General features: G+C 42.9%; 24 protein-coding genes and 1 other RNA gene. 24 read left to right on the forward strand and 1 reads right to left on the reverse strand.

The features are described 5' to 3' along the window. The 11 genes from cbiB to ACZ449_RS05220 all read left to right on the forward strand — a co-directional run bounded on the left by cbiB (position 1) and on the right by ACZ449_RS05220 (position 8,329). Positions 1–951, forward strand: a complete 951-nt coding sequence (cbiB, locus tag ACZ449_RS05170) for an adenosylcobinamide-phosphate synthase CbiB (RefSeq protein WP_464259992.1) — start codon at positions 1–3, stop codon at positions 949–951. A 35-nt stretch (positions 952–986) separates the two neighbouring features. Continuing rightward, positions 987–1,712, forward strand: a complete 726-nt coding sequence (cobS, locus tag ACZ449_RS05175; RefSeq protein ID WP_464259993.1) for an adenosylcobinamide-GDP ribazoletransferase — start codon at positions 987–989, stop codon at positions 1,710–1,712. A gap of 39 nt (positions 1,713–1,751) precedes the next feature. Beyond that, positions 1,752–2,633, forward strand: a complete 882-nt coding sequence (locus ACZ449_RS05180; protein WP_464259994.1) for a GHMP family kinase ATP-binding protein — start codon at positions 1,752–1,754, stop codon at positions 2,631–2,633. Beyond that, positions 2,623–3,723 (forward strand): threonine-phosphate decarboxylase CobD, encoded by a 1,101-nt coding sequence (cobD, locus tag ACZ449_RS05185; RefSeq protein WP_464259995.1) that lies wholly within the window; start codon positions 2,623–2,625, stop codon positions 3,721–3,723. Before ACZ449_RS05180 ends, cobD begins: the two co-directional genes overlap by 11 nt. Before the next feature lie 4 nt (positions 3,724–3,727). Then, entirely contained in the window at positions 3,728–4,336 is a 609-nt protein-coding gene (gene cobC, locus ACZ449_RS05190; RefSeq protein ID WP_464259996.1) for an alpha-ribazole phosphatase, read from the forward strand. Between the two features lie 155 nt (positions 4,337–4,491). Then, positions 4,492–4,668, forward strand: a non-coding RNA gene (gene ssrS, locus ACZ449_RS05195) — 6S RNA. A 139-nt stretch (positions 4,669–4,807) separates the two neighbouring features. After that, positions 4,808–5,239 carry a peptidylprolyl isomerase gene (locus ACZ449_RS05200; protein ID WP_464259997.1) on the forward strand — a complete coding sequence of 144 codons (432 nt, stop codon included), beginning with the start codon at positions 4,808–4,810 and terminating at the stop codon, positions 5,237–5,239. 43 nt (positions 5,240–5,282) lie between these two features. Beyond that, positions 5,283–5,672, forward strand: a complete 390-nt coding sequence (locus ACZ449_RS05205) for a CoA-binding protein (RefSeq protein ID WP_464259998.1) — start codon at positions 5,283–5,285, stop codon at positions 5,670–5,672. 35 nt (positions 5,673–5,707) lie between these two features. After that, the gene (gene trxA, locus ACZ449_RS05210; protein WP_464259999.1) at positions 5,708–6,031 is read left to right on the forward strand and encodes a thioredoxin; all 324 of its coding nucleotides are present in this window, start codon (positions 5,708–5,710) and stop codon (positions 6,029–6,031) included. A 112-nt stretch (positions 6,032–6,143) separates the two neighbouring features. Beyond that, positions 6,144–8,093, forward strand: coding sequence for a ferrous iron transport protein B (feoB, locus tag ACZ449_RS05215; RefSeq protein WP_464260000.1), 1,950 nt, complete (start codon positions 6,144–6,146; stop codon positions 8,091–8,093). A gap of 8 nt (positions 8,094–8,101) precedes the next feature. Beyond that, positions 8,102–8,329 carry a FeoA family protein gene (locus ACZ449_RS05220; RefSeq protein WP_464260001.1) on the forward strand — a complete coding sequence of 76 codons (228 nt, stop codon included), beginning with the start codon at positions 8,102–8,104 and terminating at the stop codon, positions 8,327–8,329. Positions 8,330–8,383: 54 nt separating this feature from the next. On the opposite strand, the gene ACZ449_RS05225 is transcribed toward ACZ449_RS05220, so the two are convergent. Beyond that, complete coding sequence (locus ACZ449_RS05225) at positions 8,384–8,581, reverse strand: DUF1858 domain-containing protein (protein ID WP_464260002.1); 198 nt, start codon at positions 8,579–8,581, stop codon at positions 8,384–8,386. A 172-nt stretch (positions 8,582–8,753) separates the two neighbouring features. Here ACZ449_RS05225 and lgt point away from each other — a divergent pair, with 172 nt between their 5' ends. The 13 genes from lgt (at position 8,754) to murC (ending at position 23,710) form a co-directional block, all read left to right on the forward strand. Further along, complete coding sequence (gene lgt / locus ACZ449_RS05230) at positions 8,754–9,578, forward strand: prolipoprotein diacylglyceryl transferase (protein ID WP_464260003.1); 825 nt, start codon at positions 8,754–8,756, stop codon at positions 9,576–9,578. Then, positions 9,565–10,395 carry a polysaccharide deacetylase family protein gene (locus ACZ449_RS05235; protein WP_464260004.1) on the forward strand — a complete coding sequence of 277 codons (831 nt, stop codon included), beginning with the start codon at positions 9,565–9,567 and terminating at the stop codon, positions 10,393–10,395. The genes lgt and ACZ449_RS05235 overlap by 14 nt, the downstream gene beginning before the upstream one ends. A gap of 155 nt (positions 10,396–10,550) precedes the next feature. Continuing rightward, on the forward strand, positions 10,551–10,982 hold the full coding sequence (gene mraZ / locus ACZ449_RS05240) for a division/cell wall cluster transcriptional repressor MraZ (protein WP_464260005.1): 432 nt from the start codon (positions 10,551–10,553) through the stop codon (positions 10,980–10,982). 25 nt (positions 10,983–11,007) lie between these two features. Continuing rightward, positions 11,008–11,949 carry a 16S rRNA (cytosine(1402)-N(4))-methyltransferase RsmH gene (rsmH, locus tag ACZ449_RS05245; RefSeq protein WP_464260006.1) on the forward strand — a complete coding sequence of 314 codons (942 nt, stop codon included), beginning with the start codon at positions 11,008–11,010 and terminating at the stop codon, positions 11,947–11,949. Positions 11,950–11,987: 38 nt separating this feature from the next. After that, on the forward strand, positions 11,988–12,446 hold the full coding sequence (gene ftsL / locus ACZ449_RS05250; protein ID WP_464260007.1) for a cell division protein FtsL: 459 nt from the start codon (positions 11,988–11,990) through the stop codon (positions 12,444–12,446). A gap of 25 nt (positions 12,447–12,471) precedes the next feature. Beyond that, entirely contained in the window at positions 12,472–14,556 is a 2,085-nt protein-coding gene (locus ACZ449_RS05255) for a stage V sporulation protein D (RefSeq protein ID WP_464260008.1), read from the forward strand. An 84-nt stretch (positions 14,557–14,640) separates the two neighbouring features. Further along, positions 14,641–16,155 carry a UDP-N-acetylmuramoyl-L-alanyl-D-glutamate--2,6-diaminopimelate ligase gene (locus ACZ449_RS05260; RefSeq protein WP_464260009.1) on the forward strand — a complete coding sequence of 505 codons (1,515 nt, stop codon included), beginning with the start codon at positions 14,641–14,643 and terminating at the stop codon, positions 16,153–16,155. Continuing rightward, positions 16,148–17,521, forward strand: a complete 1,374-nt coding sequence (locus ACZ449_RS05265; RefSeq protein ID WP_464260010.1) for a UDP-N-acetylmuramoyl-tripeptide--D-alanyl-D-alanine ligase — start codon at positions 16,148–16,150, stop codon at positions 17,519–17,521. Before ACZ449_RS05260 ends, ACZ449_RS05265 begins: the two co-directional genes overlap by 8 nt. Before the next feature lie 64 nt (positions 17,522–17,585). Continuing rightward, positions 17,586–18,560, forward strand: coding sequence for a phospho-N-acetylmuramoyl-pentapeptide-transferase (gene mraY, locus ACZ449_RS05270; RefSeq protein WP_464260011.1), 975 nt, complete (start codon positions 17,586–17,588; stop codon positions 18,558–18,560). A gap of 1 nt (position 18,561) precedes the next feature. Continuing rightward, entirely contained in the window at positions 18,562–19,929 is a 1,368-nt protein-coding gene (gene murD, locus ACZ449_RS05275; protein WP_464260012.1) for a UDP-N-acetylmuramoyl-L-alanine--D-glutamate ligase, read from the forward strand. 12 nt (positions 19,930–19,941) lie between these two features. Continuing rightward, positions 19,942–21,045 carry a stage V sporulation protein E gene (spoVE, locus tag ACZ449_RS05280; protein WP_464260013.1) on the forward strand — a complete coding sequence of 368 codons (1,104 nt, stop codon included), beginning with the start codon at positions 19,942–19,944 and terminating at the stop codon, positions 21,043–21,045. Positions 21,046–21,063: 18 nt separating this feature from the next. Next, positions 21,064–22,182 (forward strand): undecaprenyldiphospho-muramoylpentapeptide beta-N-acetylglucosaminyltransferase, encoded by a 1,119-nt coding sequence (gene murG, locus ACZ449_RS05285; protein WP_464260014.1) that lies wholly within the window; start codon positions 21,064–21,066, stop codon positions 22,180–22,182. 142 nt (positions 22,183–22,324) lie between these two features. Then, positions 22,325–23,710 (forward strand): UDP-N-acetylmuramate--L-alanine ligase, encoded by a 1,386-nt coding sequence (gene murC / locus ACZ449_RS05290; RefSeq protein WP_464260015.1) that lies wholly within the window; start codon positions 22,325–22,327, stop codon positions 23,708–23,710. Positions 23,711–23,721: the final 11 nt, after the last annotated feature.

Consider the following 23,721-nt stretch of genomic DNA (forward strand, 5'->3'; position numbering starts at 1 on the left):
ATGACAGAGTATTTAATAGTAGGCGCAGTTGTCGTTGACTGCTTGGTTGGCGATCCACGGACATCACTTCATCCGGTAGTTATTATCGGCAATTTTATTGCCTGGTTGGAACGACGGCTTTTGCAGGTCACTCATTCATCGGTTTATAAAAAGTTGGTTGGTGTAGTCCTTGTCATTAGTGTGTTGGCAGTAGTATATGGTGTAGTATGGCTGGCTATGGCGGCTTTAAATTCGCTTCATGTCTGGGTTGGTTATATTGGTGGCGCAGTGCTGCTATCTTTTACGATATCAACAAGAAGCTTGGCGGAAGCCGGACGGGAGATAGCCGGTTTTCTGAGTAGCGGTAATATGGAGCAAGCTCGCTATAAAGTGGGCTGGATTGTTGGACGAGATACCGCTAATCTGAATACTGCTGAAGTAACCCGGGCTACTGTTGAGACAGTGGCTGAGAATATTGTCGATGGAATTATTTCACCGCTTTTTTACGCTGCAATTGGTGGTGTACCATTGGCCTTTTTGTATCGCGCGGTTAACACAATGGACTCAATGGTTGGCTATAAGAATGAAAAATACCAAGATTTCGGTATGGTTGCCGCCAGGGTTGATGATGTGTTTAACTATATTCCCGCTAGAATCACTGGTTTATTGATTATCGTGGCGGCAGCTTTGCTTAAACAGGATGTGCGTGGTGCCTTTCAGTCCATTAGGCGTGATGCCAGTAAGCACCCCAGCCCTAACAGTGGCTTTTCTGAAGCGGGTGTGGCTGGCGCGTTAGGGATTAGGCTGGGCGGGCTCAATTATTATGGGGGAGTGGCTTCGGTACGCGCTTATATGGGTGAGGCAAAACGTGAACTTGAGCCAATACATATAGAACAAACCATTCAAATTATGTATGCAGTGACCGCTATATTTATGATAGCGACAGTAGTTTGTAAACGGTTGATTGCTTAAGTGGTAAGCAGCCATTCAGGTGGAGGAATGAGAAGTTGAAAGACTTTTTTACCGGATTACAGTTTCTTACCCGCATTCGGTTGGTAGATCAGACAGATTGGTCACCAGATAGTTTTGGACGTAGTGTAAAATATTTTACCTTGATTGGTGCCATTATCGGTTTGATTTTGGCGGGAATGAATTATATTCTTAGCCAGTTTTTACCTTCCCATGTATTGGCAGCTGTCATTATAATAGTTGAAATTGTGCTTACCGGCGGTTTGCATTGTGATGGTTTTATGGATACGGCTGATGGCGTATTTTCCGGCCGTTCCCGGGAACGCATGCTGGAGATTATGAAAGATAGTCGGGTTGGGTCTAACGGCGTGGTAGCTTTTGGTCTATTATTGCTCTTGAAGTATTCACTTATTATAGACATGACCCCGACCATGTTATTTACGGCGCTTATTACTATGCCAGTGGCAGGGCGCATGGTGATGGTAATCAGTATTACTTCGTTTCCCTATGCACGCCCTGAAGGTATGGGGAAAGCCTTCGCGCAATATGCTAATCGCACTACCTTATGTATTACTGCGGTTGTTGCTGTAGCGGTGGTTGTTCCATTAGGAATTCAGGCTGCAATTTGTGCTGGCGGAGCCGTTGTGGCCGGAATATTGACAGCTCGTTATTTTGCGAATATTTTGGGTGGTTTAACTGGTGATACCTATGGTGCTGTTACTGAATTGACTGAAGTAGCAGCGTTGCTCCTATTTGTAATCTAAAGACCAATAAGATTCAATCACTGAAAGGCAGACTTTTCAATGACGATTAAAGTTAAAGCACCCGGTTCATGTGGCGAATTAGTGCAGGGCACAATAAATGGCGTCAACTTCTTAATTACCTGTCCGGTGGATTGGTATTCTGAAGTTACCGTAGTTTCCGGTGATAGTATGGTACATACTGAGCCTAAGACTGCCACAGCTGTGTCCAAGACATTTGAATATCTGAATATTTCAGGAAAGCTTGGTTTAACTGTGGAGTCTGATTTGCCGGTAGGCAAAGGCATGGCATCAAGCAGTGCCGATATTAGCGCTGCTTGTCAGGCTGCTGCACTGGCAGTGGTAGGACGGTACCTGTCTTGTGATGAGATTGCCGATATTGCTTTAAGCATTGAACCAACTGATGGGATTTTTTATCCTGGGATTATAATGTTTGATCATGTAGAGGGCAAAATTCGTCGCTCTTTAGGCAATCCTCCGCCAATATATATTGCTGTTTTCGATGTTGGCGGTCAAGTAGATACCCTAGTTTTTAATGACCGTGAGGATCTAGCTGCTTTAAATCAAGCGAAAGAGCCGCAGGTTATGGCTGCCGCTGCATTAGTGGCCAAAGGCTTAGAAACTGGCGATGCTCAGCTTATTGGCCAGGGAGCGACAATGAGTGCTGTAGCTAATCAAGCAATACTGTATAAGCCTTGTCTGGAACAGGTTATAACGATCAGTCGCGATTTTGGTGCTGTTGGCATCTGCGCCGCCCATAGCGGCACAGTTCTGGGCGTTATGTTTAGTGCAACTGCCATGAATGGTCATGAAAGTTGTATCAAGGAAATAGGCCGTGTCTGTTCGGAAGTAGTCTATCTCAAGACTGTCCAGTTAATTGCTGGCGGGCTTATCACAACAGGAGATGATGGTAGTGAATGCTGACAAGCAGATAGGTAGCTTTGTTCACGGCGGTAATGTGCATGCTTGGGCCAGAGAGAACGCTGGTGAGTTAGCAGATATACTAGACTATAGTGCGAATATTAATCCGCTTGGTTTGGCTGAGAGTGTACGCAAAGCCATAGCGCAGTCAATAGGCCAGGTGATTCATTATCCTGATGTAGAGGCTGCCCTGTTGAAAGCGGCGATAAGCAATTATTATCATGTTGATGTTACGCGGGTTACGCCAGGTAATGGGGCTGTCGAATTATTATATGTATTGGCACATACGCTGCGTCCTAAGCGGGTACTTATTCCAGCGCCTACTTTTTGTGAATATGAGAGGGCTGCTACGGCGGCTGGTGCGGCAATTGAGTATGCATATTTATCGCCGGCAGATGATTTTGCCATTGATGTAGATTTGTTAGGCAGCCGTCTGAACGGCGTAGACATGGTGTTTATTGGCAACCCCAATAACCCTACAGGTACGCTATTGACTGTCAATCAAATAGAACGTCTAATACAAGCAGCCAAGCGGACTGGAGTAATAGTCGTTGTTGACGAATCGTTCATGGACTTTATTATCGGCGACCAGGACTATACTTGTCGATCCTTGCTTAAACTATATGATAATCTGGTAATTATCCATTCGCTTACCAAGTTCTATGCTATCCCCGGCCTCCGGCTGGGCTTTGCTCTGGCTCATCCTAGTTTGACTGTTAAGTTACATGCCGCCAAGGATCCATGGAATGTTAACTTATTGGCGCAGGTAGCAGGTGTGGCAGCGTTAACAGATACCGAGTATCAAAGTAAGAGCCGGGAGGCCGTGAAGTGTGAAAAAGATAGTCTCTATGCCAGTCTAAAAGCTCTGAGAGGATTAAAGCCATTTGTGCCGTCTGTTAACTATATTTTAATAGATATAAGCCCAAGTGGTTGGGCTGCACTGCAATTGCGGCAGAGACTGGCTGCACAAAGTATTTTAATCCGTGATTGTAGTAATTATCCGGGATTATCTTCTAGCTATATACGGGTAGCTGTGAAACTCAATGAACAGAACAAAATTTTGCTCCAAAGGTTAGAGCAGGTCTTGAGGTGAAGCTATGACTCGATTAATAGTAGTACGCCACGGTCAGACACTGTGGAATTTAGAACGGAAATATCAGGGACACAGCGATATTGCTTTGACAGACAAGGGGATTAAGCAAGCAGAAGCGGTAGCTGCGCGTTTAGCTGAAGAAAAAATTGATGCTGTATATGCCAGCGATTTATCGCGGGCTTTCAAAACGGCAGCATGCATTGCGGATAAACATGGTCTGACGGTACAGGTAGTGCCTGCCTTACGCGAAATAAAATTTGGCGATTGGGAAGGGCTCACTTATGAGCAAATTTCTGAGCAGTGGCCAGGGCTGTTAGGTAAGTTGTGGACAACTCCTGATGAACTTCAAATACCTGGAGGGGAAAGCTTTCAGCAGCTGAAAGAGCGAGCTTATGCGGCCATCGAAAAAATTGTAGCCGCACATCCTGATCAGACGGTAATAGTAGTGGCCCATGGCGGCACAATTGGTACAATTTTGTGCGCTATGCTTGACATTCATTTAAATCACGTGTGGAGTATCAGGCAGGATAACACAGCCGTTAATATTATTGAATATTATGAAGGCAGGCCGACAATTACTTTACTAAACTGTGCTCGCCATTTAGAGGAATAATAAAAGTCAAACGCTTAGTAACTGCGTGCGGTCAAGGACGAAAAGGCATGCTTAGGCTGATTTAAAAAAATAGTTAAAAATCATAGTTTTTTGACTATTTTTCGGCCTTGAGATAATAATACAGGCATGGTAAGATACATAATGTTAACAGAAATTAATGCCTGAGGTGCTCGTTACACTCTTATATGTTCAACCGACTCATTTACTTGGGGAGTTTGATGTGATGCCGCTGCCATGCCTCCTTTGAGTGGAAGGCAAAAGTATAACTAGAAAGCGCCCACCTGCTTAGCGGCGGGTATGAACATACGAGAGCACGGTACCATGGGCGTACATACTGTTTCATAAAATACTCTTTCTAAGTAGGAAGAGTATTTTCTTTAGGTTTGCTTCTTGTAAGATGATTTCCAATTTTGCCAAGGACATCTAATTATGTTATAATAAAAATAATTCTATTTAAGTGAGGGATAAACTTTGAAAAAAGCGATTATTGAGATGGATAAAGGCCAGATTGTTATTGAATTGTTTGAAAAAGATGCACCTAAGACGGTTGCTAATTTTGAAAAGCTAATTACAGAAGGTTTTTATGATGGCTTACAATTTCACAGAGTAATTAAAGGATTTGTGGCACAAGGTGGTTGCCCGAATGGTAATGGTACCGGTGGTCCTGGCTACACTATTCCTTGTGAAACCAAAGACAATCCGAATAAGCATGAACGGGGCTCGCTGTCCATGGCGCATCGCGGTCCTAATACTGGTGGCAGTCAGTTCTTTATTGTATATGAACCCCAGCCGCATTTAGATGGTGTACATACCGTATTTGGTAAGGTCATTGAAGGCTTGGACGTTGTTGATCAAATTGCTCAAGGCGACATAATGAATAAAGTTACTATTAGTGAGGAATGATTTAACTGGTAACGTCGTAAACTGACGTAAGGGGGTTCCCTATATGAAGCAGGTTGAAGCTATGCTCCAAATGAAGAACTGGGTTGTTGTAGGGGCTACTGACAATACAGAGAAGTTTGGCTATAAGATATTCAAAGCCCTCAAAGAAGCTGGCTATAGTGTATATCCGGTAAATCCAGGTATAACTGAGATACTTGGTGACAAATGCTATCCGGCCCTTAAGGATTTGCCAGTCGTACCTGAGGTTGTGAATGTTGTAGTGCCGCCGAAAGTCGGTGAGCAAATTATGAATAATTGTTCTGAACTTGGCATTGAAAATGTATGGCTGCAGCCTGGAGCTAATGCTGCCAGTGTAGTAGCGTTAGCCCAAAAATTGGGTCTTAATGTGGTTGAGCAAAACTGTGTTTTGGTTGAACTTCGCAACCACAAGTAGATACATATTTCAGTTTAGTAAAAGGGGGACTGTCGATGGCAACTGTAGTCAATGCTAATGACAACAATTTCCAGGAGGAAGTGCTTGATACTGCTAAGCCGGTACTTGTAGACTTTTGGGCTCCTTGGTGTGGCTATTGTAATAAGCTTGCACCGATTATGGATGAATTGGCGCAAGAAATGAGTGACCAAATCAAAGTTGTAAAAGTTAATGTTGATGAAAATCGTTCACTAACCCAAAAATACGGTGTAATGAGTTTGCCTACCATGATTGTCTTCAAAGATGGTGAGCAATTAGAGAAGCTGACAGGTTATATACCCAAGGCTAATATCGCCTCTAAACTGGAAAAACTAATATAACTATTGTTCCCGGCCACATGGCCGGGAATTTATTTGTTCTTTCACGTATATCCCCGCATACCGCAGCATAGGAAATATCATTTAGTATTTCTAGTAAACGGAGGATGTATTGGTGCGAGATAAGGCAGTGAAAGTAGTACTGGTTGGTTCACCCAATGTTGGTAAAAGCGCCATCTTTAATTATTTGACAGGCAGTTATGTTGCCGTGTCTAATTATCCAGGTACTACAGTTGATATTTCAACAGGCCGTTTTAACTATGGTAGGCAGCGTTTTGAGATTATTGATACACCCGGAATGTATTCATTAATTCCTTTGACTGAGGAAGAAAAAGTCACTCGACTATTACTTACCAGACAACTGCCTGATATTGTTGTTCATGTTGTTGATGCAAAAAATGTAAGGCGTATGCTCAATATGACTATTCAGCTTATTGATGCAGGGCTGCCAGTTATTCTTACCTTAAATATTATGGATGAAGCTCAGAATATGGGGTTGCTCATTAATGTTCAGCTACTCGAAAAAATGCTGGGGATTCCGGTTATTGCGACTTCTGCTGTCAAGAAGGTTGGCCTAGAGTCTTTAAAAAGGGTGATTTATCAATATAAACAAGTACAGCCAAATATCTTTAAACTAAACGATGAGCTTGAGCAAGCAATAACTAAAATAAGTGCGCGATTAAGCTGCTCATATGGTCTAGGCCAAAGGATTACCACCTTGCTGCTCTTGCAGGGCGATCCTATGGTACTCAATATGGCGCAGACTGAAAAGGCGTGGACAGAAATAGCTGCCCTTATGGCTGGCTTATCATTGAAAAATAAAAATAACCTTGCTGCTCTTGTAGCCATAGAGCAACAGGCTATTATTGATAAAATAGTGGCTAAAGTTGTCAGATATGCAAGCTTTGATCGTCAACCCCTAAGAAACATGGCAGGATATCTAGGTAAAATAACCAGAGAACCTTGGACCGGGATTCCTATTTTATGTCTGGTACTTTACTTTGGATTATACCAATTTGTTGGAAAGTTCGGCGCTGGCTATCTTGTTGATTATATTAATAATAGTGTGTTTGTGCCGATTATCAATCCGGTAGTGGCAATGGGCGCAAATACTTATATTCCATGGGAATGGCTAAGGTCGCTTTTAGCTGGGGAATATGGTGTCTTTACTATGGGTTTTCGTTACGCAACTGCGATTATTTTACCCATTGTCGGGACATTTTTTTTGGTTTTTGCTTTATTGGAAGATACCGGGTATCTTCCGCGGTTAGCGATGCTGGTTGATTCTGTTTTTCGGTATTTTGGACTTAACGGCCGGGCTGTTATCCCGCTGACGCTGGGGCTAGGGTGTGGTACCATGGCGGTGATGGTAACCCGAACGCTCGAAAGCAAGCGTGAAAGGTTATTGGCCACTTTTTTGCTATCGCTGACCATACCTTGTTCCGCTCAACTAGGCGTAGTGCTTGCATTGCTTTCTCATAATACAACTATCGTTACTATTTGGAGCGCGTACATGTTGCTAGTCTTTGTTAGTGTTGGCTGGTTGAGTGCTCAGCTTATTCCGGGAAGCCGAAGTGCTTTTTATATGGAAATACCGCCATTACGGTTGCCGCTTGTTGGCAATGTCCTGAAAAAAGCGTATACACGCATGACTTGGTACTTTATGGAGATATTACCGGTTTTTATTGTTACTAGTGTGCTATTGTGGGCAGGCGATCATAGCGGTATTTTAGGTATGATGATACAGTCTATTGAGCCTTATATGGTTTTTGTCGGGTTACCACCAGCGGCCGCACAAGCCTTTTTGCTCGGCTTTTTCCGCCGCGACTATGGGGCAGCAGGACTCTACGACCTCACAGTGGCAGGGAAACTAACCGATGCACAATTACTCACTGCAGCAGTAGCATTAACCTTATTTGTGCCGTGTGTGGCTCAATTGGCTGTCATGGTTAAAGAACGAGGGTTGGGAATGTCGGTGGCAATGGTGACGGTAATAATAATGATTGCTTTTGGTTCGGCGGCGCTTATCCATAATGTGCTCAAGTTGTTAGCCATACAAATGTGAGGGGTGTTATGACAGAACAATCTGTAACTGAACTTAAAACAGGTGAGAAGGCTAGAGTTATAGCTATCCATGGGCAGAATGACGCAAGCATTAGAAAACTTATTGTTTTTGGTGTGTTACCGGGAATGGAGCTTGAGGTGCTGCAGACCTTTCCTGCCTATGTTCTTAAGATTGATAATACTCAACTGGCCCTTGACTATGAAGCTGCGTTTGGTATTATTGTGGTTACGTGTTAATGCGGCAAAAAATAAAAGCAGGGCTATGGTTAGCCCTGCTTTTATTTTTTGCAATTATGCTTTTACTGCTTCATTTAAGGCAGCAATTAATGCCGGTACGTCAATACCATGGGCAGAAGCGCCTTGTTCAATATTTTCGAAGCGGGCAGCAGCACAGCCTAAGCAACCCATGCCATAATTGCGAAATACTTCAACAGTTTGGGGATATTGCTGAACAACATCAACAATACTCATTTCTTTAGTGATAGCCATTTTATAGCCTCCTTTAATTGAGAGTGGAACATAATGACAATATAAATTATTATAGCATACTTGACTAATATTTGTCATGACTTTATTATAAAATAGAGAGTGGCAATAATGTTTATTATTATTAACTGATTCCTGATTCTTATACGAAATCAGATTTATGTTAGGAGCTTACATGGGGAAAATTGCTTTTTCAATTGGAACAATTAATTTTAATTGGTTTGGGATAATTTTAGCCACTGCTATAATTATAGCAGTGGCTATTAGCTGGTATTATGTCCGCCTACGTAATGAAGATCCAGACAAATTGTTGGGGTTGACACTATATAGTTTACCGGTAGGCTTAGTGGCTGCCAGGGCATATTATGTTGCTGTAAATTGGCAGTTTTATGCAGCTGACCCCAATGAAATATTGCAAGTAAAACATGGCGGGTTGGCTATCCATGGTGCTATTATTGGGGTCCTTTTGACAATCTTAGTGTATTGTCAAAAGGAAAAAATTTCTTTTTGGCGATGGGCTGACATAATAGCACCAGGGGTGATTTTTGGGCAGGCGATTGGTCAATGGGGAAACTTTATTAATCAGGAGGCGTTTGGCTATCCGACTGATGTTGCTTGGGGTATCTATATTGACTATATATATCGGCCACTAGGCTATGAACAGTTTGATTTTTTTCATCCTGTTTTTTTATATCAATGCTTGTGGGACTTAGTTGTATTTAGTATACTTATTATTGTAAGTTGGCTGCTCACTAAACATCCACGCAAGTCAGCACCAGGCAGTGTGTTTTTGCTGTATATTATTTTGTACTCAGTAGGCCGCTTTGTCATTGAGGGTTTGCGTCTTGATAGTGAGATGGTCGGAGCGTGGCGGGTAGCACAATTAGTTAGTGTCATTGCCATAATAATGGCCGGAGTTCTAATGATATGGCGCAACTATACGCTACAGAATAGGTTGCAGCTTAATCCTTTAGGGAGGCGAGACGGTGGTTCGCATTAGTCGGCGTCAAGGATGTTTTCTTATTGTTGGTCTTATTTTTCTACTAATAGTATCATCATCTGTGGTGAGTACCACTGCTGTAGTGGCGGGACGCAATAGTAATCGTGCTGAAATTAGTTTACTTGCCGATGTGCCTATCTTAAATTATCATAAAGTCGATGATTTTTATCATTCGTTGTCTATACCGCCAGAAGAATTTGAAGAGCAAATGAAATATTTGTCTGAAAATGGTTTTACGACGATAACACCTGATCAGCTGATGGCTTATCTTAATCATGACAGAGAATTGCCGGAAAACCCTATTTTGATTACGTTTGATGATGGTTATTCGGATAATTTCACCAATGCTTACCCAATCATGAAAAAGTATGGTTTTACGGCTACCATATTTTTAGTGACTAATAAGGTAGGACATGAGGGGAATTTCATGACATGGGATCAAGTACGGGCCATGCAAAAAGACGGTTTTGTTTTTGGTTCTCATACGGTATCACACGCTGCTCTTACCAAGGTTTCACGAGAGCAGGGTATGATGGAACTGACTGACTCACGAAAAGAGCTGGAACAGCAACTAGGGGTTAAAGCACGATATTTTGCTTATCCTACTGGTGCGTATAATCGCCAGATTGAAGACATGGTTAAACAAGCCGGGTATAAAGCGGCTTTTACCATCCGCTATGGTCAGGCCGGCACCGAGAGTAACCCCTATGCACTTGAACGTATACCGATATTTAGAGGACAACATACTTTTCGCAGTTTTTTTGTTAGACTGAATGCGGCACCTGTATTGGAACGTTTTGGATTGATAAGAAATTAGGTTAATGAAATATAGGACTTAAGTCCAATTTTTGGTTTTTTTAAAATCCTGCTGAGTTTTAGGCAGGATTTTTTTTATTTACCAAGAATAGACTACAAAAGTGGTGTAGAGTGGTGTAAAGTGGATGAATTCTTTTAGGTGGTGGTGGTACAGCCGTGTTTATGGGAGAGTATTTGCATACCATTGACAATAAAGGCCGGCTGATTTTCCCAGCGAAGTTTCGGGATGAGTTGGGAGAACTATTTATTGCCACCAAAGGATTGGATAATTGCTTGTTTGTATATACCCGCAGTGAGTGGGCTATCCTAGAAGAAAAATTAAAAAAGCTTCCGTTAGCCAAACCTGAAGCGAGAGCCTTTGTCCGATTCTTCTTTTCGGGAGCTGCTGAACTGGAATGTGACAAACAGGGAAGAGTGTTGCTACCGACAAATTTACGCGAATATGCGCGATTGGATAAAGAGGTTGTAGTAATCGGGGTGTCAACTCGAATTGAGGTTTGGAACAAGGCTGCCTGGGATGAATATAACCAGCAGGTTAGTCCTACGGTTGCTGAAATTGCTGAAAACTTGGCCGACTTGGGTATCTAATATAATCGAAACGAGTGGGTGAAAAATGCAGGGTTTTGAATTTGAACATACTAGTGTACTATTGGAAGAAAGTGTTGCTGGAGTTTTTTCCAATCCGCAGGGTATTTATGTAGATTGCACGCTAGGAGGGGGCGGTCATTCGTCTTGTTTAGCTGCGCGTCTGGCACCAGAGGGGTGGCTGATTGGTATTGATCAAGACCCCGCAGCCATTCAAGCAGGCCAACAACGTTTGGCAGAGGCCGTCTGCAAAATTAGTATTGTGCAGGATAATTTTCGTAATTTGGGTGCTGTACTTGACCAGGTAGAGGCTGGCTTGGTAGATGGAATTTTGTTTGATTTAGGTGTTTCGTCGCATCAATTAGATGTTGCCGAGCGCGGATTTTCCTATATGCAGGATGCGCCGCTTGATATGCGTATGGATCCTAAGTCTGATTTTTCAGCCTATGATGTCGTTAACTCATATGATGAAAAGCAGCTGACTGAGGTTATCGCTAATTATGGTGAGGAACGTTGGGCTAAACGAATTGCCAAATTCATTGTGGAAAATAGGCAAAACGCAACTATTGATACAACAAGCCAACTGGTGAATATTATTAAAAAAGCCATTCCAGCTGGCGCTCGCCGGGATGGACCGCATCCGGCCAAACGAACATTTCAAGCCATTCGAATTGAAGTCAATAACGAGCTGGGAATTTTGCGGGACACTTTTATTACTGCGGTGGAAAGGTTAAAACCAGGAGGACGCATTGGGATAATAACGTTTCATTCGCTGGAAGACCGGATTGCCAAGCAAACTTTGCAAGAGTTAGCTAAAACATGTATTTGTCCACCGCAATTACCAGTGTGTATGTGTAATACCAAACCCAAAGTAAAGGTTCTAAGAAAACCGACGCTGCCATCTGTGGATGAGCTGGAACACAATCCACGAGCCCGTAGTGCTAAGTTGCGGTTAGCAGAAAAGTTATAGTGACGAATTGTTCTAAATAGTAAGGAGGAACAATAATAATGTTAGTGCATAAAAAACAAGAAATACATGTTTACGAGCAAGAAACCGCTTTACCTACGCTCAAAATTGTACGAAAAGCTGATAAACGATTGCGTGCGAAGTGTTTAATCCTAGTAATCCTAGCTGCTATCATGGCGGCGGTTACAACCATGCAGAGTGCTACCATTATTCAAGCAGGCTATGATCTGGTGAAAATTAAAAGCCAAGCAGCAAAAATTGAAAAGGAAAACGAACTTTTACGTCTTGATATTGCAAAACTTAAATCACCACAACGTATCGAAGAGTTTGCTACCAAAAACTTAGGGATGGTTGTACCTAGTAACGCTTATTATGCAACTACAGTCATTCCTGAAAGCAATCAATCTCAGCCAACAGCATTTGGTGGTAATGCCGGGATTACTGAGAAAGTATTGAGCGCAATCAACGTGAACAAGGCGGAGGCGAGTAAAGGGCGGTAATCTGGATGATGGGGGAGATAAATAAGTGGCAGCTGTTTCGCATGTTACCATTAGAAAGAGGGTGGCGTTCCTTTTTCTTGTTATATCGGTAATTATGATGGGGTTGATAGGTCGCTTGCTATATCTCCAGTTTTACAAAAGCGTCTGGTTATCAGAAAATGCTATTGATCAACGCATTCGCGAAATTCCAGTGGAGGCCAAACGGGGCATTATTTATGACCGGAATGGTCGGGAACTCGCAGTTAGTGTTAGTACTGAATCTGTCTATGCAATACCTGCCGAAATACGTAACCCAGAAGAAACAGCAGCCAAACTGGCTGCTATTTTGGCGTTAGATGAAAACAATCTTAAAAACAAACTGAAAAAACGTCAGGCATTTACTTGGATTAAACGCAAGATTGAACCAGAAATTGGCCACCAAGTGCAATTACTGAATCTTCCTGGTATTGGACTTACTCAGGAGAACCGACGTTATTATCCCTATGATAATTTAGCTGCGCATGTTCTGGGCTTTAATGGTATTGATAGCCAAGGCCTTGATGGAGTAGAAATGACCTTTGACAGTTACCTAAAAGGTCGTTCAGGCAGTATTGTTATTGAGTATGATGCCAGAGGTCAGGAGATACCGAATGCTTCTCACCGTTTTGTGCCGCCTGTTGAGGGACATAATGTCTATCTTACTCTTGACCTGGTTATTCAACAGATTGTCGAACGTGAATTAGACCGTGTTATGAAGGAAACTCAGGCTAAAGCGGTTACTATTATTGCCATTGATCCAAGAGATGGCGCTATCTTGGCTTTGGCTAACAGGCCTGACTATAATCCTAATAAATTCAGTGAGTTTTCCCCTAAATTATGGCGAAATATAGCTATATCTAATGCCTATGAGCCTGGCTCTACTTTTAAAATTCTTACTACATCAGCTGTCATGGCTGAACATATTATTAAGGCCGATGAGAAGTTTTTTGATCCCGGAGAAGTCGAGGTACAAGGCCGAAATATTCATTGTTGGAAACATGGTGGGCACGGCAGCCAGACGTTTACCGAAGTGGTGCAGAACTCTTGTAATGTCGGGTTTGTTACTGTAGGTTTACGATTAGGACGTGAGTCGTTTTACCGCTATATTGATGCTTTCGGTTTGGGGCAACACACCAATGTTGATTTGCCAGGAGAAGCAAAAGGCATAACAATTGATTGTGCTAAAGCAACGCCTATTAATATCGCAACAATGTCTATTGGGCAAAGTATTGCGGTTACTCCTATCCAGTTGGTTACGGCAGCAGCCGCTGTGGCTAATGATGGTAAACTACTGCGGCCGCAGATTGTAAGGGAAGTAAAGGACAAATCAGGGCAATTAATTAGAGGTTTTCAGCCTGATGTTGTTAGGCAGGTACTTGATCCTTCTATCGCAAAACAAGTCAAAGAAATACTAGAGTCAGTAGTATCACAAGGAACTGGCAGAAATGCATATATCGAGGGTTTCAAGATTGCCGGTAAGACCGGTACTGCGCAAAAAGTTGGTGCAGGCGGATATTTGCCTGATAAATATGTGGCATCATTTATGGGGTTTGCGCCTGCTGATAATCCCCAGGTAGCCATGTTAGTGGTTATAGATGAGCCTGTTGGACTATACTATGGTGGTCAGATTGCCGCGCCGGTGTTTGGCGCAGTAATGAAAGATGTATTACAGTATCTGAAAATTAATCCACAGGTGGCGACAAATGCCGCAACAGGCACTGAACAAGCGCACGTACTGGTTCCTAGTGTCATAAACCTGCGTGTTCCGGAAGCTATGAAGGAGTTAGAGCAGGTAGGTTTAATTCCACGCATTGAGGAGTCAGGCGACAGGATTGCAGATCAAATTCCTAAACCGGGTAGCCGTATACCTAGCGGCGGGGGTGTGCTACTATATACTATGACACCACGATATTCAAACGGTGAAGTTACTGTTCCAGACGTAACTGGACGGACACTACGGGAATCAGCCGATGCACTAGCTGAAATAGGTCTTGCGATTAAGCCGGTAGGTACCGGCCAAGCCATTAAACAAGACCCGTTGGCAGGGAGTAAAGTAGCATCAGGCACAAACATTACTATCTATTTTGAATAAGCGTTAAAATAGGGAATAATGGTAAAAATAATACGACAGGGTATTGATTAGAGAATTTTTCATAGTTGGGCAGGAGGAATTCGTATGGCCAAGAATTTAAAACAACTAACGGCATTATTATCAGACGCTACGATTTTGGGAAGGCTTGATCAAACCATTGAAGCAGTGGCGCATGACTCCCGCAAAGTGGTTCCAGGAACGTTGTTCTTTTGCCTGAGCGGTGTTCATGTTGATGGGCATGACTTTATTGTTGAGGCTGTTCGGCGTGGTGCAGTTGCTGTAGTAGTAGAAAGAGATGTGGCAGACGTAGCCGATGATACGATTACGATAATCAGGGTTGAAGACACTCGGGTGGCAATGCAGGTTATTGTACCTTGTTTTTTTGAGTATCCGGGACATAAGCTGCGGATGATTGGTGTAACAGGTACAAATGGCAAAACCACAACTACTTACTTGATTCGCGATATTTTACGAAAAGCCGGTCATAAAGTCGGATTAATTGGAACAATCCAGACCCTTATTGATAACAGGGCACTACCGATAAAAAACACTACACCTGATGTTATCGAGCTGCAAAATACGTTGGCAGAAATGCTCAATAGTGGTATGGCGTATGTAATTATGGAGGCTTCTTCCCATGCGTTAGCGCTTAATCGGGTGGCGGGTTGTGAATTTGATGTTGGTATTTTTACTAATATGACACAGGATCACTTGGATTTTCATCAGACTTTTGAGAATTATATTGAGGCTAAGGCTGAATTGTTCCGCGGTTTGAACAAACCTACCAATATGAAAACAGGCAAAACAGCAGTCATTAATTTTGATGATAGTGCAGGGACTATTATGGCGCAGAATGCGGCTTGTCCAGTAATCAGTTATGCAGTTAAGAATGCTGGAAGTTTGACAGCTGACAATGTTAATGTTAGAGAAACCGGTTCTAGTTTCCAGGTCAAAGGTCCCTTTGGTACCATGGAGCTTAGGCTTGCCATTACAGGTATGTTTAATGTGTATAATGTTTTGGCGGCGGTGGGGGCTGCTTTGGCAGAAGGGGTTAATCCTGAGGTTATCAAACAGGCTCTGGAGAATTTCACCAGTGTACCAGGACGGTTTGAATTAGTGCAGGCAGGGCAGCCATTTACGGTGATTGTGGATTATGCCCATACACCTGATGGCTTGGAAAATGTGCTAAAAACGGCAAAACAGTTTGCTCAAGGAAGAATTATTGTAGTTTTTGGTTGTGGTGGTGATCGTGACCGCACCAAAAGACCGATTATGGGGAAATTGGCGGTGCAGTATGCTGATATTGTACTTGCTACATCGGATAATCCGCGTAGTGAAGACCCGGAAAAGATACTGACAGACGTAGAAGTGGGGATCAAAGCGGCCTTATGTGCAGATAAAAGTGGAAAAAGATATGAAGTAATTATTGATCGCCGTCAGGCGATTACGCAGGCTATCCGCATGGCAAATGCACATGATGTTGTACTTATTGCGGGTAAAGGGCATGAAACCTATCAAATTTTGCAAGATAAAACAATTGATTTTGATGACAGGCAGGTAGCGCGTGAAGTCATCAAGGAGATGAGTAAGAATGGCTGATTTTAGTTTGACAGAAGTGCTTAAGGCTACTGGTGGTCGATTGATTAATGCTGGCGACAACAAGCTGTTTCAGGGTGTTTCTACCGACACAAGGAGCATTCAGGATGGTAATTTATTTGTTGCTTTGGTGGGTGAACATTTTGATGGTAATGAATTTGCCGCTCAAGCTGTAGCGAAAGGAGCAACAGGTCTAATTGTCAGTAAGGCGGTAGTTGTGCCTGAGCATGTTACGGTAATCCAGGTAATGAATACCCTGACGGCGTTGCAGGAGTTGGCTCGGTTTCATCGTCAGCGGTACCATATTCCTGTGATTGCTGTGACCGGATCTAATGGTAAAACAACTACTAAAGACATGCTTGCAGCTGTACTATCTAGCAGGTTCAAAGTGCTTAAAACGGAAGCTAATTTTAATAATGAAATAGGTTTATCGCTGACACTGCTAAAGCTTGATGCAAGTCATGAGGTTGCTGTTGTTGAAATGGGCATGCGGGCTATTGGGGAAATACGTGATTTGACTAAAATTGCATTGCCTACAGTAGGCGTAGTGACAAATGTGGGCGAAACCCATATGGAAATTCTCGGCTCAATTGAAAACATTGCAGCTGCCAAAGCCGAGCTTGTTGAGGCAATTGGTCATGATGATGTAGTGATACTCAATGCTGATGATCAGCATGTACGGGACATGCAGCATAAGACCCAAGGCCGAGTTGTATTTTATGGTTTAACGCCAGCTGCGTTTGTTCGAGCTGAGAACATAACTACCGGGGAAAATGGTGAATTGATTACTGCTTTTGAGTGCTGTAGTGCCCGCGGCTCATTTCCCGTCACATTGCCAGCAGTTGGCATACATAATGTTTATAATGCGCTTGCGGCTATTGCTGTAGGCTGGGAGCTGGGTTTAAAGCCAAATGAAATACAAAAAGGAATTGGTAGTTTTGTTCCTGGTGCTATGCGGCTTGAAATAAAAAGGTATAGTCAGTACACGGTTATCAATGATGTTTATAATGCCAGTCCCTTATCAATGGCAGCGGCACTTACTACCTTAGCTAATATCAGTAAAGGCCGCAAAATTGCCGTGTTAGGCGATATGTTAGAGCTAGGAGATGCCGCAGTTGAGGCTCATCGCAGAGTGGGCAGGCAAGCCGCAGAGCAAGGGGTAGATATTCTTATAGCGGTTGGTGCCCTTGCAAACCATATTGCTGTTGCAGCCAGTGAGCAGGGTGTAAAAACTACGCTAGCCTTTACAGGACATAGCGAGGCGATTGAAGCACTACGCAAGCTGGTAAAGTCAGGCGATTATATTTTGCTCAAAGGCTCCCGTGGCATGAAAATGGAAACTATGCTCAATACATTTAAAGACATCTAGTCTATATACTCCGCAGTGCAGAAGTTTGCAGGCACAGATAGGTGTATATTTTTAGGAGGTTATCATGCAAGATTTGTTGTATGCAGCTGCTATGGCATTTGTCATTGCCCTAGCAGCTGGGCCGTTCTTTATTCCCATGCTGAAGCGGCTTAAATTTGGGCAAAGCATCAGAGAAGAGGGGCCAGAGAGTCATTATGCCAAGGCTGGTACTCCCACTATGGGCGGGGTACTGATTTTGTTGGCATTAGTTATTCCTAGTTTGGTATTTGCGGGCAGCAATCCAGAAGTACTATTAGCTCTATTTGTTACCTTGGGGCATGGTCTAATTGGCTTTTTAGATGATTTTATTAAAGTAGTACTCAAACGCTCACTAGGCCTGAAAGCCCGGCAAAAGTTACTAGGGCAGATAATTATGGCACTAGCCTTATCTTATATTGCCAGTATTTATTTTGGGCGTGGTACAGATATATGGATACCGATATTAGGTGCAAGTGTTGATTTTGGGGTCTTATACTATATATTAATTTTTCTTGTCCTTGTCGGAACGACGAATGCGGTTAATCTTACCGATGGGCTTGATGGTTTGGCCGCCGGTACGACAACGGTTGCCGCGCTAGCGTACACGGCAATCGCTTTATATTTTGGTAAACCATACTTAGCGATTTTTTGCGTAGCTTTAGCTGGTTCATGTCTTGGATTTTTACGTTACAATGCTCATCCAGCCAAAGTATTTATGGGTGATACCGGTTCCCTCGCTTTGGGCGGGGCGCTGGCCGCAGTGGCGGTATTGACTAAAACTGAATTCTTACTTGTTATCGTTGGTGGTGTATTTGTTATTGAAGCACTGTCTGTCATTATCCAAGTCATTTCGTTTAAATCAACTGGTAAACGAGTATTTAAGATGAGTCCTATTCATCATCATTTTGAACTATCAGGGTGGTCGGAAACAAAGGTTGTAACAGTATTTTGGTTGGCAGGTACACTGTTTGCCGCCATAGCGTTAAGTGTCTTAGCAGTCAGTCGGGTTGGGGGTATATAACGTGATTAGACAAACGGAATTCGCTAATAAAAAAATTGTAGTATTAGGCGCTGGTATTAGTGGTATTTCCGTAGCTCGGATTTTACAGCAGTTAGGCGCAAGTGTTGTTGTGAGCGATGCTAAGCCTATTGAACAATTTGAACAAGATTTTACTGAATTACAAGCCTCTGGTGTCGGCTTGGCATTAGGAAAACAGAATGAGGAACTACTTGATGGCATAGACTATCTTGTGATGTCGCCAGGTATCTCTATTTATATTCCGCTTGTTAGTGTTGCACGAAAGCGGGGTATTAGTGTTATAAGCGAAGTTGAGGTGGCTTATCGCCTGAGTGAGGCACCGATGATTGCAATTACTGGCACTAATGGAAAAACAACAACAACAACAATGGTTGGTGAAATGCTTAAAACTACTGGGCGACAAATTGGTGTGGGGGGTAATATTGGCGCTGCGTTGTCTGAACAAGCTCTTGAGGTTAGGTCTGATGGCTTTGTTGTGGCTGAAATATCGAGCTTTCAACTGGAGGGTGTTACTCGTTTTCGTCCGCGCATTGCTGTCATTTTGAATTTGACTCCTGATCATTTAGATCGGCATCGTACTATGGAAGTTTATCAGCAAATGAAAGAGCAAGTATTTAGCAGACAACAAGCTAGTGATTACTTAGTTTTGAACTATGATGATATAGCTGTACGAGGTATGGCTAAGCGGGCATTGGGGAAAGTAGTATATTTTAGTCGTCAGCAGCTTCTTGATGAGGGTATTTATGTTGAAAATGGCAAGATCAGACTAAACCTGGATGGTAAGAAGACTGATATTTGCGCTGTTAATGATATTAAAATAAAAGGCGGCCATAATGTGGAAAATGCCTTAGCTGCTTGTGCGGTTGCTTATATTGTTGGTGTTCGGCCTGATGCAATAACAAAAGTTCTTAAAACATTTTCCGGTGTGGAACACCGAATGGAGCCTGTGGCTGAAATTGCTGGTGTAGAGTATTATAATGATTCTAAAGCCACTAATCCTGAATCATCGATAAAAGCCCTGGAGGCTTTTGAAGGTCGTATTATTCTAATTGCCGGTGGACGGGATAAGAATACAGATTTAACCGAATTCATGAAACTGGCGAAAGAACGCGTGGATCATATGATACTGCTAGGAGAAGCCAAGCAGCGTTTTGTAGAGGCGGCGGCTCAGCAGGGTGTGAAAAATATTCATAAGGTAGCCACGTTTGGCGAGGCAGTAACGCTGGCGCACAAGTTGGCGCAACCACCACAAGTAGTAGTATTGTCGCCTGCTTGTGCTAGTTATGATATGTTCAATAATTACGAGGAACGGGGGAAGGCATTTAAGGATTTGGTGTGCCGATTAGGGTAAGGAGGGAGCAAGATGGGAGTCAGACCTAAGTCGCCCGATTATGTCATTTTTTTTGCCATTATTGGCTTGTTGGGTTTCGGGATAGTAATGGTATATAGTTCCAGTGCTGTTTCTGCATATGTAAACTATAATGACAGCTACTATTTTTTAAAACGCCAGATGATATGGGCAGCAGTGGGAATACTGACTATGTTGCTTACGATGAACATTGATTATCATGCGTGGCGCAAACTAGCCAAACCAATTATGATAATCACCTTACTTTTATTGATCTTAGTTCTTATTCCTGGTTTGGGAAAGGTAGTCAACGGTGCCCGGCGATGGCTGGGGTTTGGTTCACTCTACCTGCAACCGTCAGAAATTGCGAAATTAAGCATGGTACTTTTTACTGCCAATAGTCTCGCAAGGTCGCAAGATAAAATAGGTAATTTCGTTAAAGGAATTATTCCTCAGTTGTTGATGTTAGTAGTGGTATTTGGATTAATTTTAAAAGAGCCTGATTTAGGGACAGCACTTGTTATTAGTGGCACAGTTTTTATTTTATTATTTGCCGCAGGTGCTAAGTTGTCACATTTAGGATCACTAGGTGCTGTTGGCATTGTAGGCATAATAACGGCTATTATTGCTGAGCCCTATCGATTAAAGCGTCTATTAGCCTTTAGTGATCCGTGGGCTGATCCATTAAATAGTGGCTATCATATCATTCAGTCCTTATACGCGATCGGCTCTGGGGGGCTGTTCGGTGTTGGTTTGGGGCGTAGCCGGGAAAAGTTCTTGTATTTACCTGAACCGCATACCGACTTTATCTTTGCGATTTTGGGTGAGGAACTTGGCTTTATTGGTACAGCCACTGTTGTAATACTATTTTTTCTATTTGCCTGGAGAGGATTTAAAATAGCTATATCAGCGCCAGATATATATGGCAGCCTGCTGGCTGGAGGTATAACCAGTATGATTGTATTGCAGGCGCTTATGAACATTGCAGTAGTTACTGCCTCAATGCCGGTAACAGGTATCCCATTGCCCTTCATTAGCTTCGGTGGTTCAGCTTTGATTTTTACGTTGGCAGCGGTGGGTATACTCCTTAATATTTCCCGGTATGTCAGCTTGAAATGAATGTAGGGGGCAATATATATGCGAATCATTATTTCTGGCGGGGGAACAGGTGGGCACATCTACCCCGCCATTACTATCGCTAGAGAGGTAGCCAAGTTAGCCGATAATTGCGATATACTATTTGTAGGAACAAAACATGGGTTGGAAGCAGATATTATTCCGAAAGAAGGCTTTGCATTTGCTACTATCGAAGTACGCGGGTTAGAACGACGGTTATCCTGGCAGAATGTCCGAACACTTTTTACTACGGTAGGCAGCGTTTGGCATTCTTCCCGCATTATTAAAAAATTTCGGCCTGATGTTGTTATTGGTACTGGTGGTTATGTATGTGGTCCGGTCCTTTTGGCTGCCAGCCTGTTAAAAATACCAACCATTATTCAGGAGCAAAATGTTATACCTGGCATAACAAATAAAATTTTATCACGGTTTGTCGATAAAATTGCCGTAGGCTATCAGGACGCTGCAGGCTATTTTACTAAATGCCGGTCTGAACAGATTGTAGTTACTGGTAATCCGATCAGATCAGAGGTTATGTCAGCTACACGGGAAAAAGGTTTGGCTGAACTCGGTCTTGCTCCCAATAAAATTACTGTTTTGGTAGTTGGAGGAAGCCGTGGGGCTCGTAGTATTAATAAAGCGATGTCGGGTGTGTACAAGTATTTTGGTGGTAATCCACGTATTCAAATATTGCATGTGACAGGACAAAGCGAGTATAATAGCATAGTTGGCAATAATAAGCAATCTGGTATAGAGCTGTCTAGTGCTGGTAATATTATCATCAAACCATATTTATATAATATGCCGCTAGCGTTAGCGGCTGCTGATTTAGCTATTTTCCGAGCAGGAGCAGTCGGTTTGGCTGAATTAACTGCACGCGGCATTCCAGCAATTCTTATACCATACCCCTATGCTGCAGAAAACCATCAAGAGTTTAATGCCAGAGCATTAGAAAAGCAGGGGGCAGCAGTAGTAATTGTCGACAAAGAACTGACAGATAGTAAACTAATAGAAGCTATTAAGAGGCTACTAGATAATCCGGAAGTTCTTTCAAGTATGGCTAAAAAAAGTAAAGAGTTAGGGTGCCCGCAAGCGGCAGAAACAATTGCCCGGTTGGCGCTTAGTCTGAAAAAACCTTAATCGCAATAATAAGGTAACATCAGGTGCTGGCAGTGCATACACTATGATATGCCAACGCGGCAGCTAGATAGGCTAGGGAATAACTCTTTCTGCAGCTATAGGCACCAGAGTTACTGGTGCGCAAGAAAGGGGAGAAATATTGTTGTTAGATAATCTAAAAAGAATTCATTTTGTTGGTATTGGTGGCTCAGGCATGAGCTCTATTGCGAAAGTGCTGCTGGAGATGGGGTACACTGTGTCTGGTTCTGATGCTCAGCAATCAGCCGTTACCACCAAACTCGCGCAGTCTGGTGCGATGGTACATATCGGCCACAGTTATGAAAATATCGGTGATACGCAAGCTGTAGTTGTTTCTACCGCAATCCCTGTGACTAATCCAGAAGTAAAGGCTGCTCACGACAAGGGAATACCTGTATATCACCGAGCTGACGTCTTGGCATTCTTAATGTCTAAACGGCAGGGAATAGCTGTGGCTGGTGCTCATGGCAAGACTACTACGACTTCCATGATTGCCCTTATGCTAGAAAGGGCAGGTACAGATCCGACCATTGTCATTGGGGGGGAATTAGAATCAATAGGCGGTAGCGCAAAACTTGGTCATGGTCCATATTTGGTGGCAGAAGCTGATGAAAGTGATGGCTCTTTTTTGAAATTTTCACCACAGATTGCCATTGTAACCAACATTGAAAACGATCATATGGATTATTACAAAACTATGGATAATATATTGCGTACCTTTAATGAATTCTTACATAAGCTTGCGCCCACAGAGGGGTTAGCTATTCTATGCTTTGACAATTCTTATGTAAGGAATATGGCAACTACGCTTGAAAGAAGCTATGTATCTTATGCGCTTGAGCATGAAGCAGATGTTACCGCCCGCAATATAAAGTCCGACGGCCCAATTTCAGTTTTCGATGTATACCATCAGGGCAACCTGCTAGGAACCGTTAAAATCTGTGTGCCAGGAATGCATAATGTGTCTAATGCGTTAGCTGCGGTGGCTGTAGGCATTCATGCAGGATTATCGTTTGCGCAAATTGTCGAAGGTCTCGGCCTGTTTCAGGGAGCAAAACGTCGGTTTCAGACAAAAGGACGGGTTAATGGCGTATGGGTAGTGGATGATTATGCCCACCATCCCACTGAAATCAGCACTACATTGCTAGGTGCACGCCAAACAGAGCCTAAGCGGCTAATTTGTGTTTTCCAACCACATCGATATACCCGTACGAACTTTTTGCGAAAAGAGTTTGGCATAGCATTTTCACATGCTGATTTGTTAATTCTTACCGATGTTTACTCAGCTGGTGAAGAGCCTATTCCCGGAGTTAGTGGGGAAACGATTAAGGATGAAATTGAACAACAAACCAATCAGCGCGTAACTTATATACCAGACAAAGACAAGATTGCGCGTTATTTGAGTGAAATTGTTGAGCCAGGCGATTTAGTGATGACTATGGGAGCTGGCAGTATTTATCAGGTAGGGGAAGAACTGGTAGAAAAACTTACGCAAGCGAATAATATGTAGTCAGCTCAAGA

It is taken from the genome of Desulfosporomusa polytropa (assembly GCF_055380075.1).

Coding starts and splice junctions, on each gene's coding strand:
- ftsL (WP_464260007.1), top strand. CDS start 11,988: ATGTTAGTGCATAAAAAACAAGAAATACATGTTTACGAGCAAGAAACC.
- ACZ449_RS05225 (WP_464260002.1), bottom strand. CDS start 8,581: ATGGCTATCACTAAAGAAATGAGTATTGTTGATGTTGTTCAGCAATAT.
- murG (WP_464260014.1), top strand. CDS start 21,064: ATGCGAATCATTATTTCTGGCGGGGGAACAGGTGGGCACATCTACCCC.
- cobC (WP_464259996.1), top strand. CDS start 3,728: ATGACTCGATTAATAGTAGTACGCCACGGTCAGACACTGTGGAATTTA.
- lgt (WP_464260003.1), top strand. CDS start 8,754: ATGGGGAAAATTGCTTTTTCAATTGGAACAATTAATTTTAATTGGTTT.
- cbiB (WP_464259992.1), top strand. CDS start 1: ATGACAGAGTATTTAATAGTAGGCGCAGTTGTCGTTGACTGCTTGGTT.
- ACZ449_RS05265 (WP_464260010.1), top strand. CDS start 16,148: ATGGCTGATTTTAGTTTGACAGAAGTGCTTAAGGCTACTGGTGGTCGA.
- trxA (WP_464259999.1), top strand. CDS start 5,708: ATGGCAACTGTAGTCAATGCTAATGACAACAATTTCCAGGAGGAAGTG.
- ACZ449_RS05205 (WP_464259998.1), top strand. CDS start 5,283: ATGAAGCAGGTTGAAGCTATGCTCCAAATGAAGAACTGGGTTGTTGTA.
- ACZ449_RS05220 (WP_464260001.1), top strand. CDS start 8,102: ATGACAGAACAATCTGTAACTGAACTTAAAACAGGTGAGAAGGCTAGA.
- ACZ449_RS05260 (WP_464260009.1), top strand. CDS start 14,641: ATGGCCAAGAATTTAAAACAACTAACGGCATTATTATCAGACGCTACG.
- mraY (WP_464260011.1), top strand. CDS start 17,586: ATGCAAGATTTGTTGTATGCAGCTGCTATGGCATTTGTCATTGCCCTA.
- spoVE (WP_464260013.1), top strand. CDS start 19,942: ATGGGAGTCAGACCTAAGTCGCCCGATTATGTCATTTTTTTTGCCATT.
- rsmH (WP_464260006.1), top strand. CDS start 11,008: ATGCAGGGTTTTGAATTTGAACATACTAGTGTACTATTGGAAGAAAGT.
- ACZ449_RS05180 (WP_464259994.1), top strand. CDS start 1,752: ATGACGATTAAAGTTAAAGCACCCGGTTCATGTGGCGAATTAGTGCAG.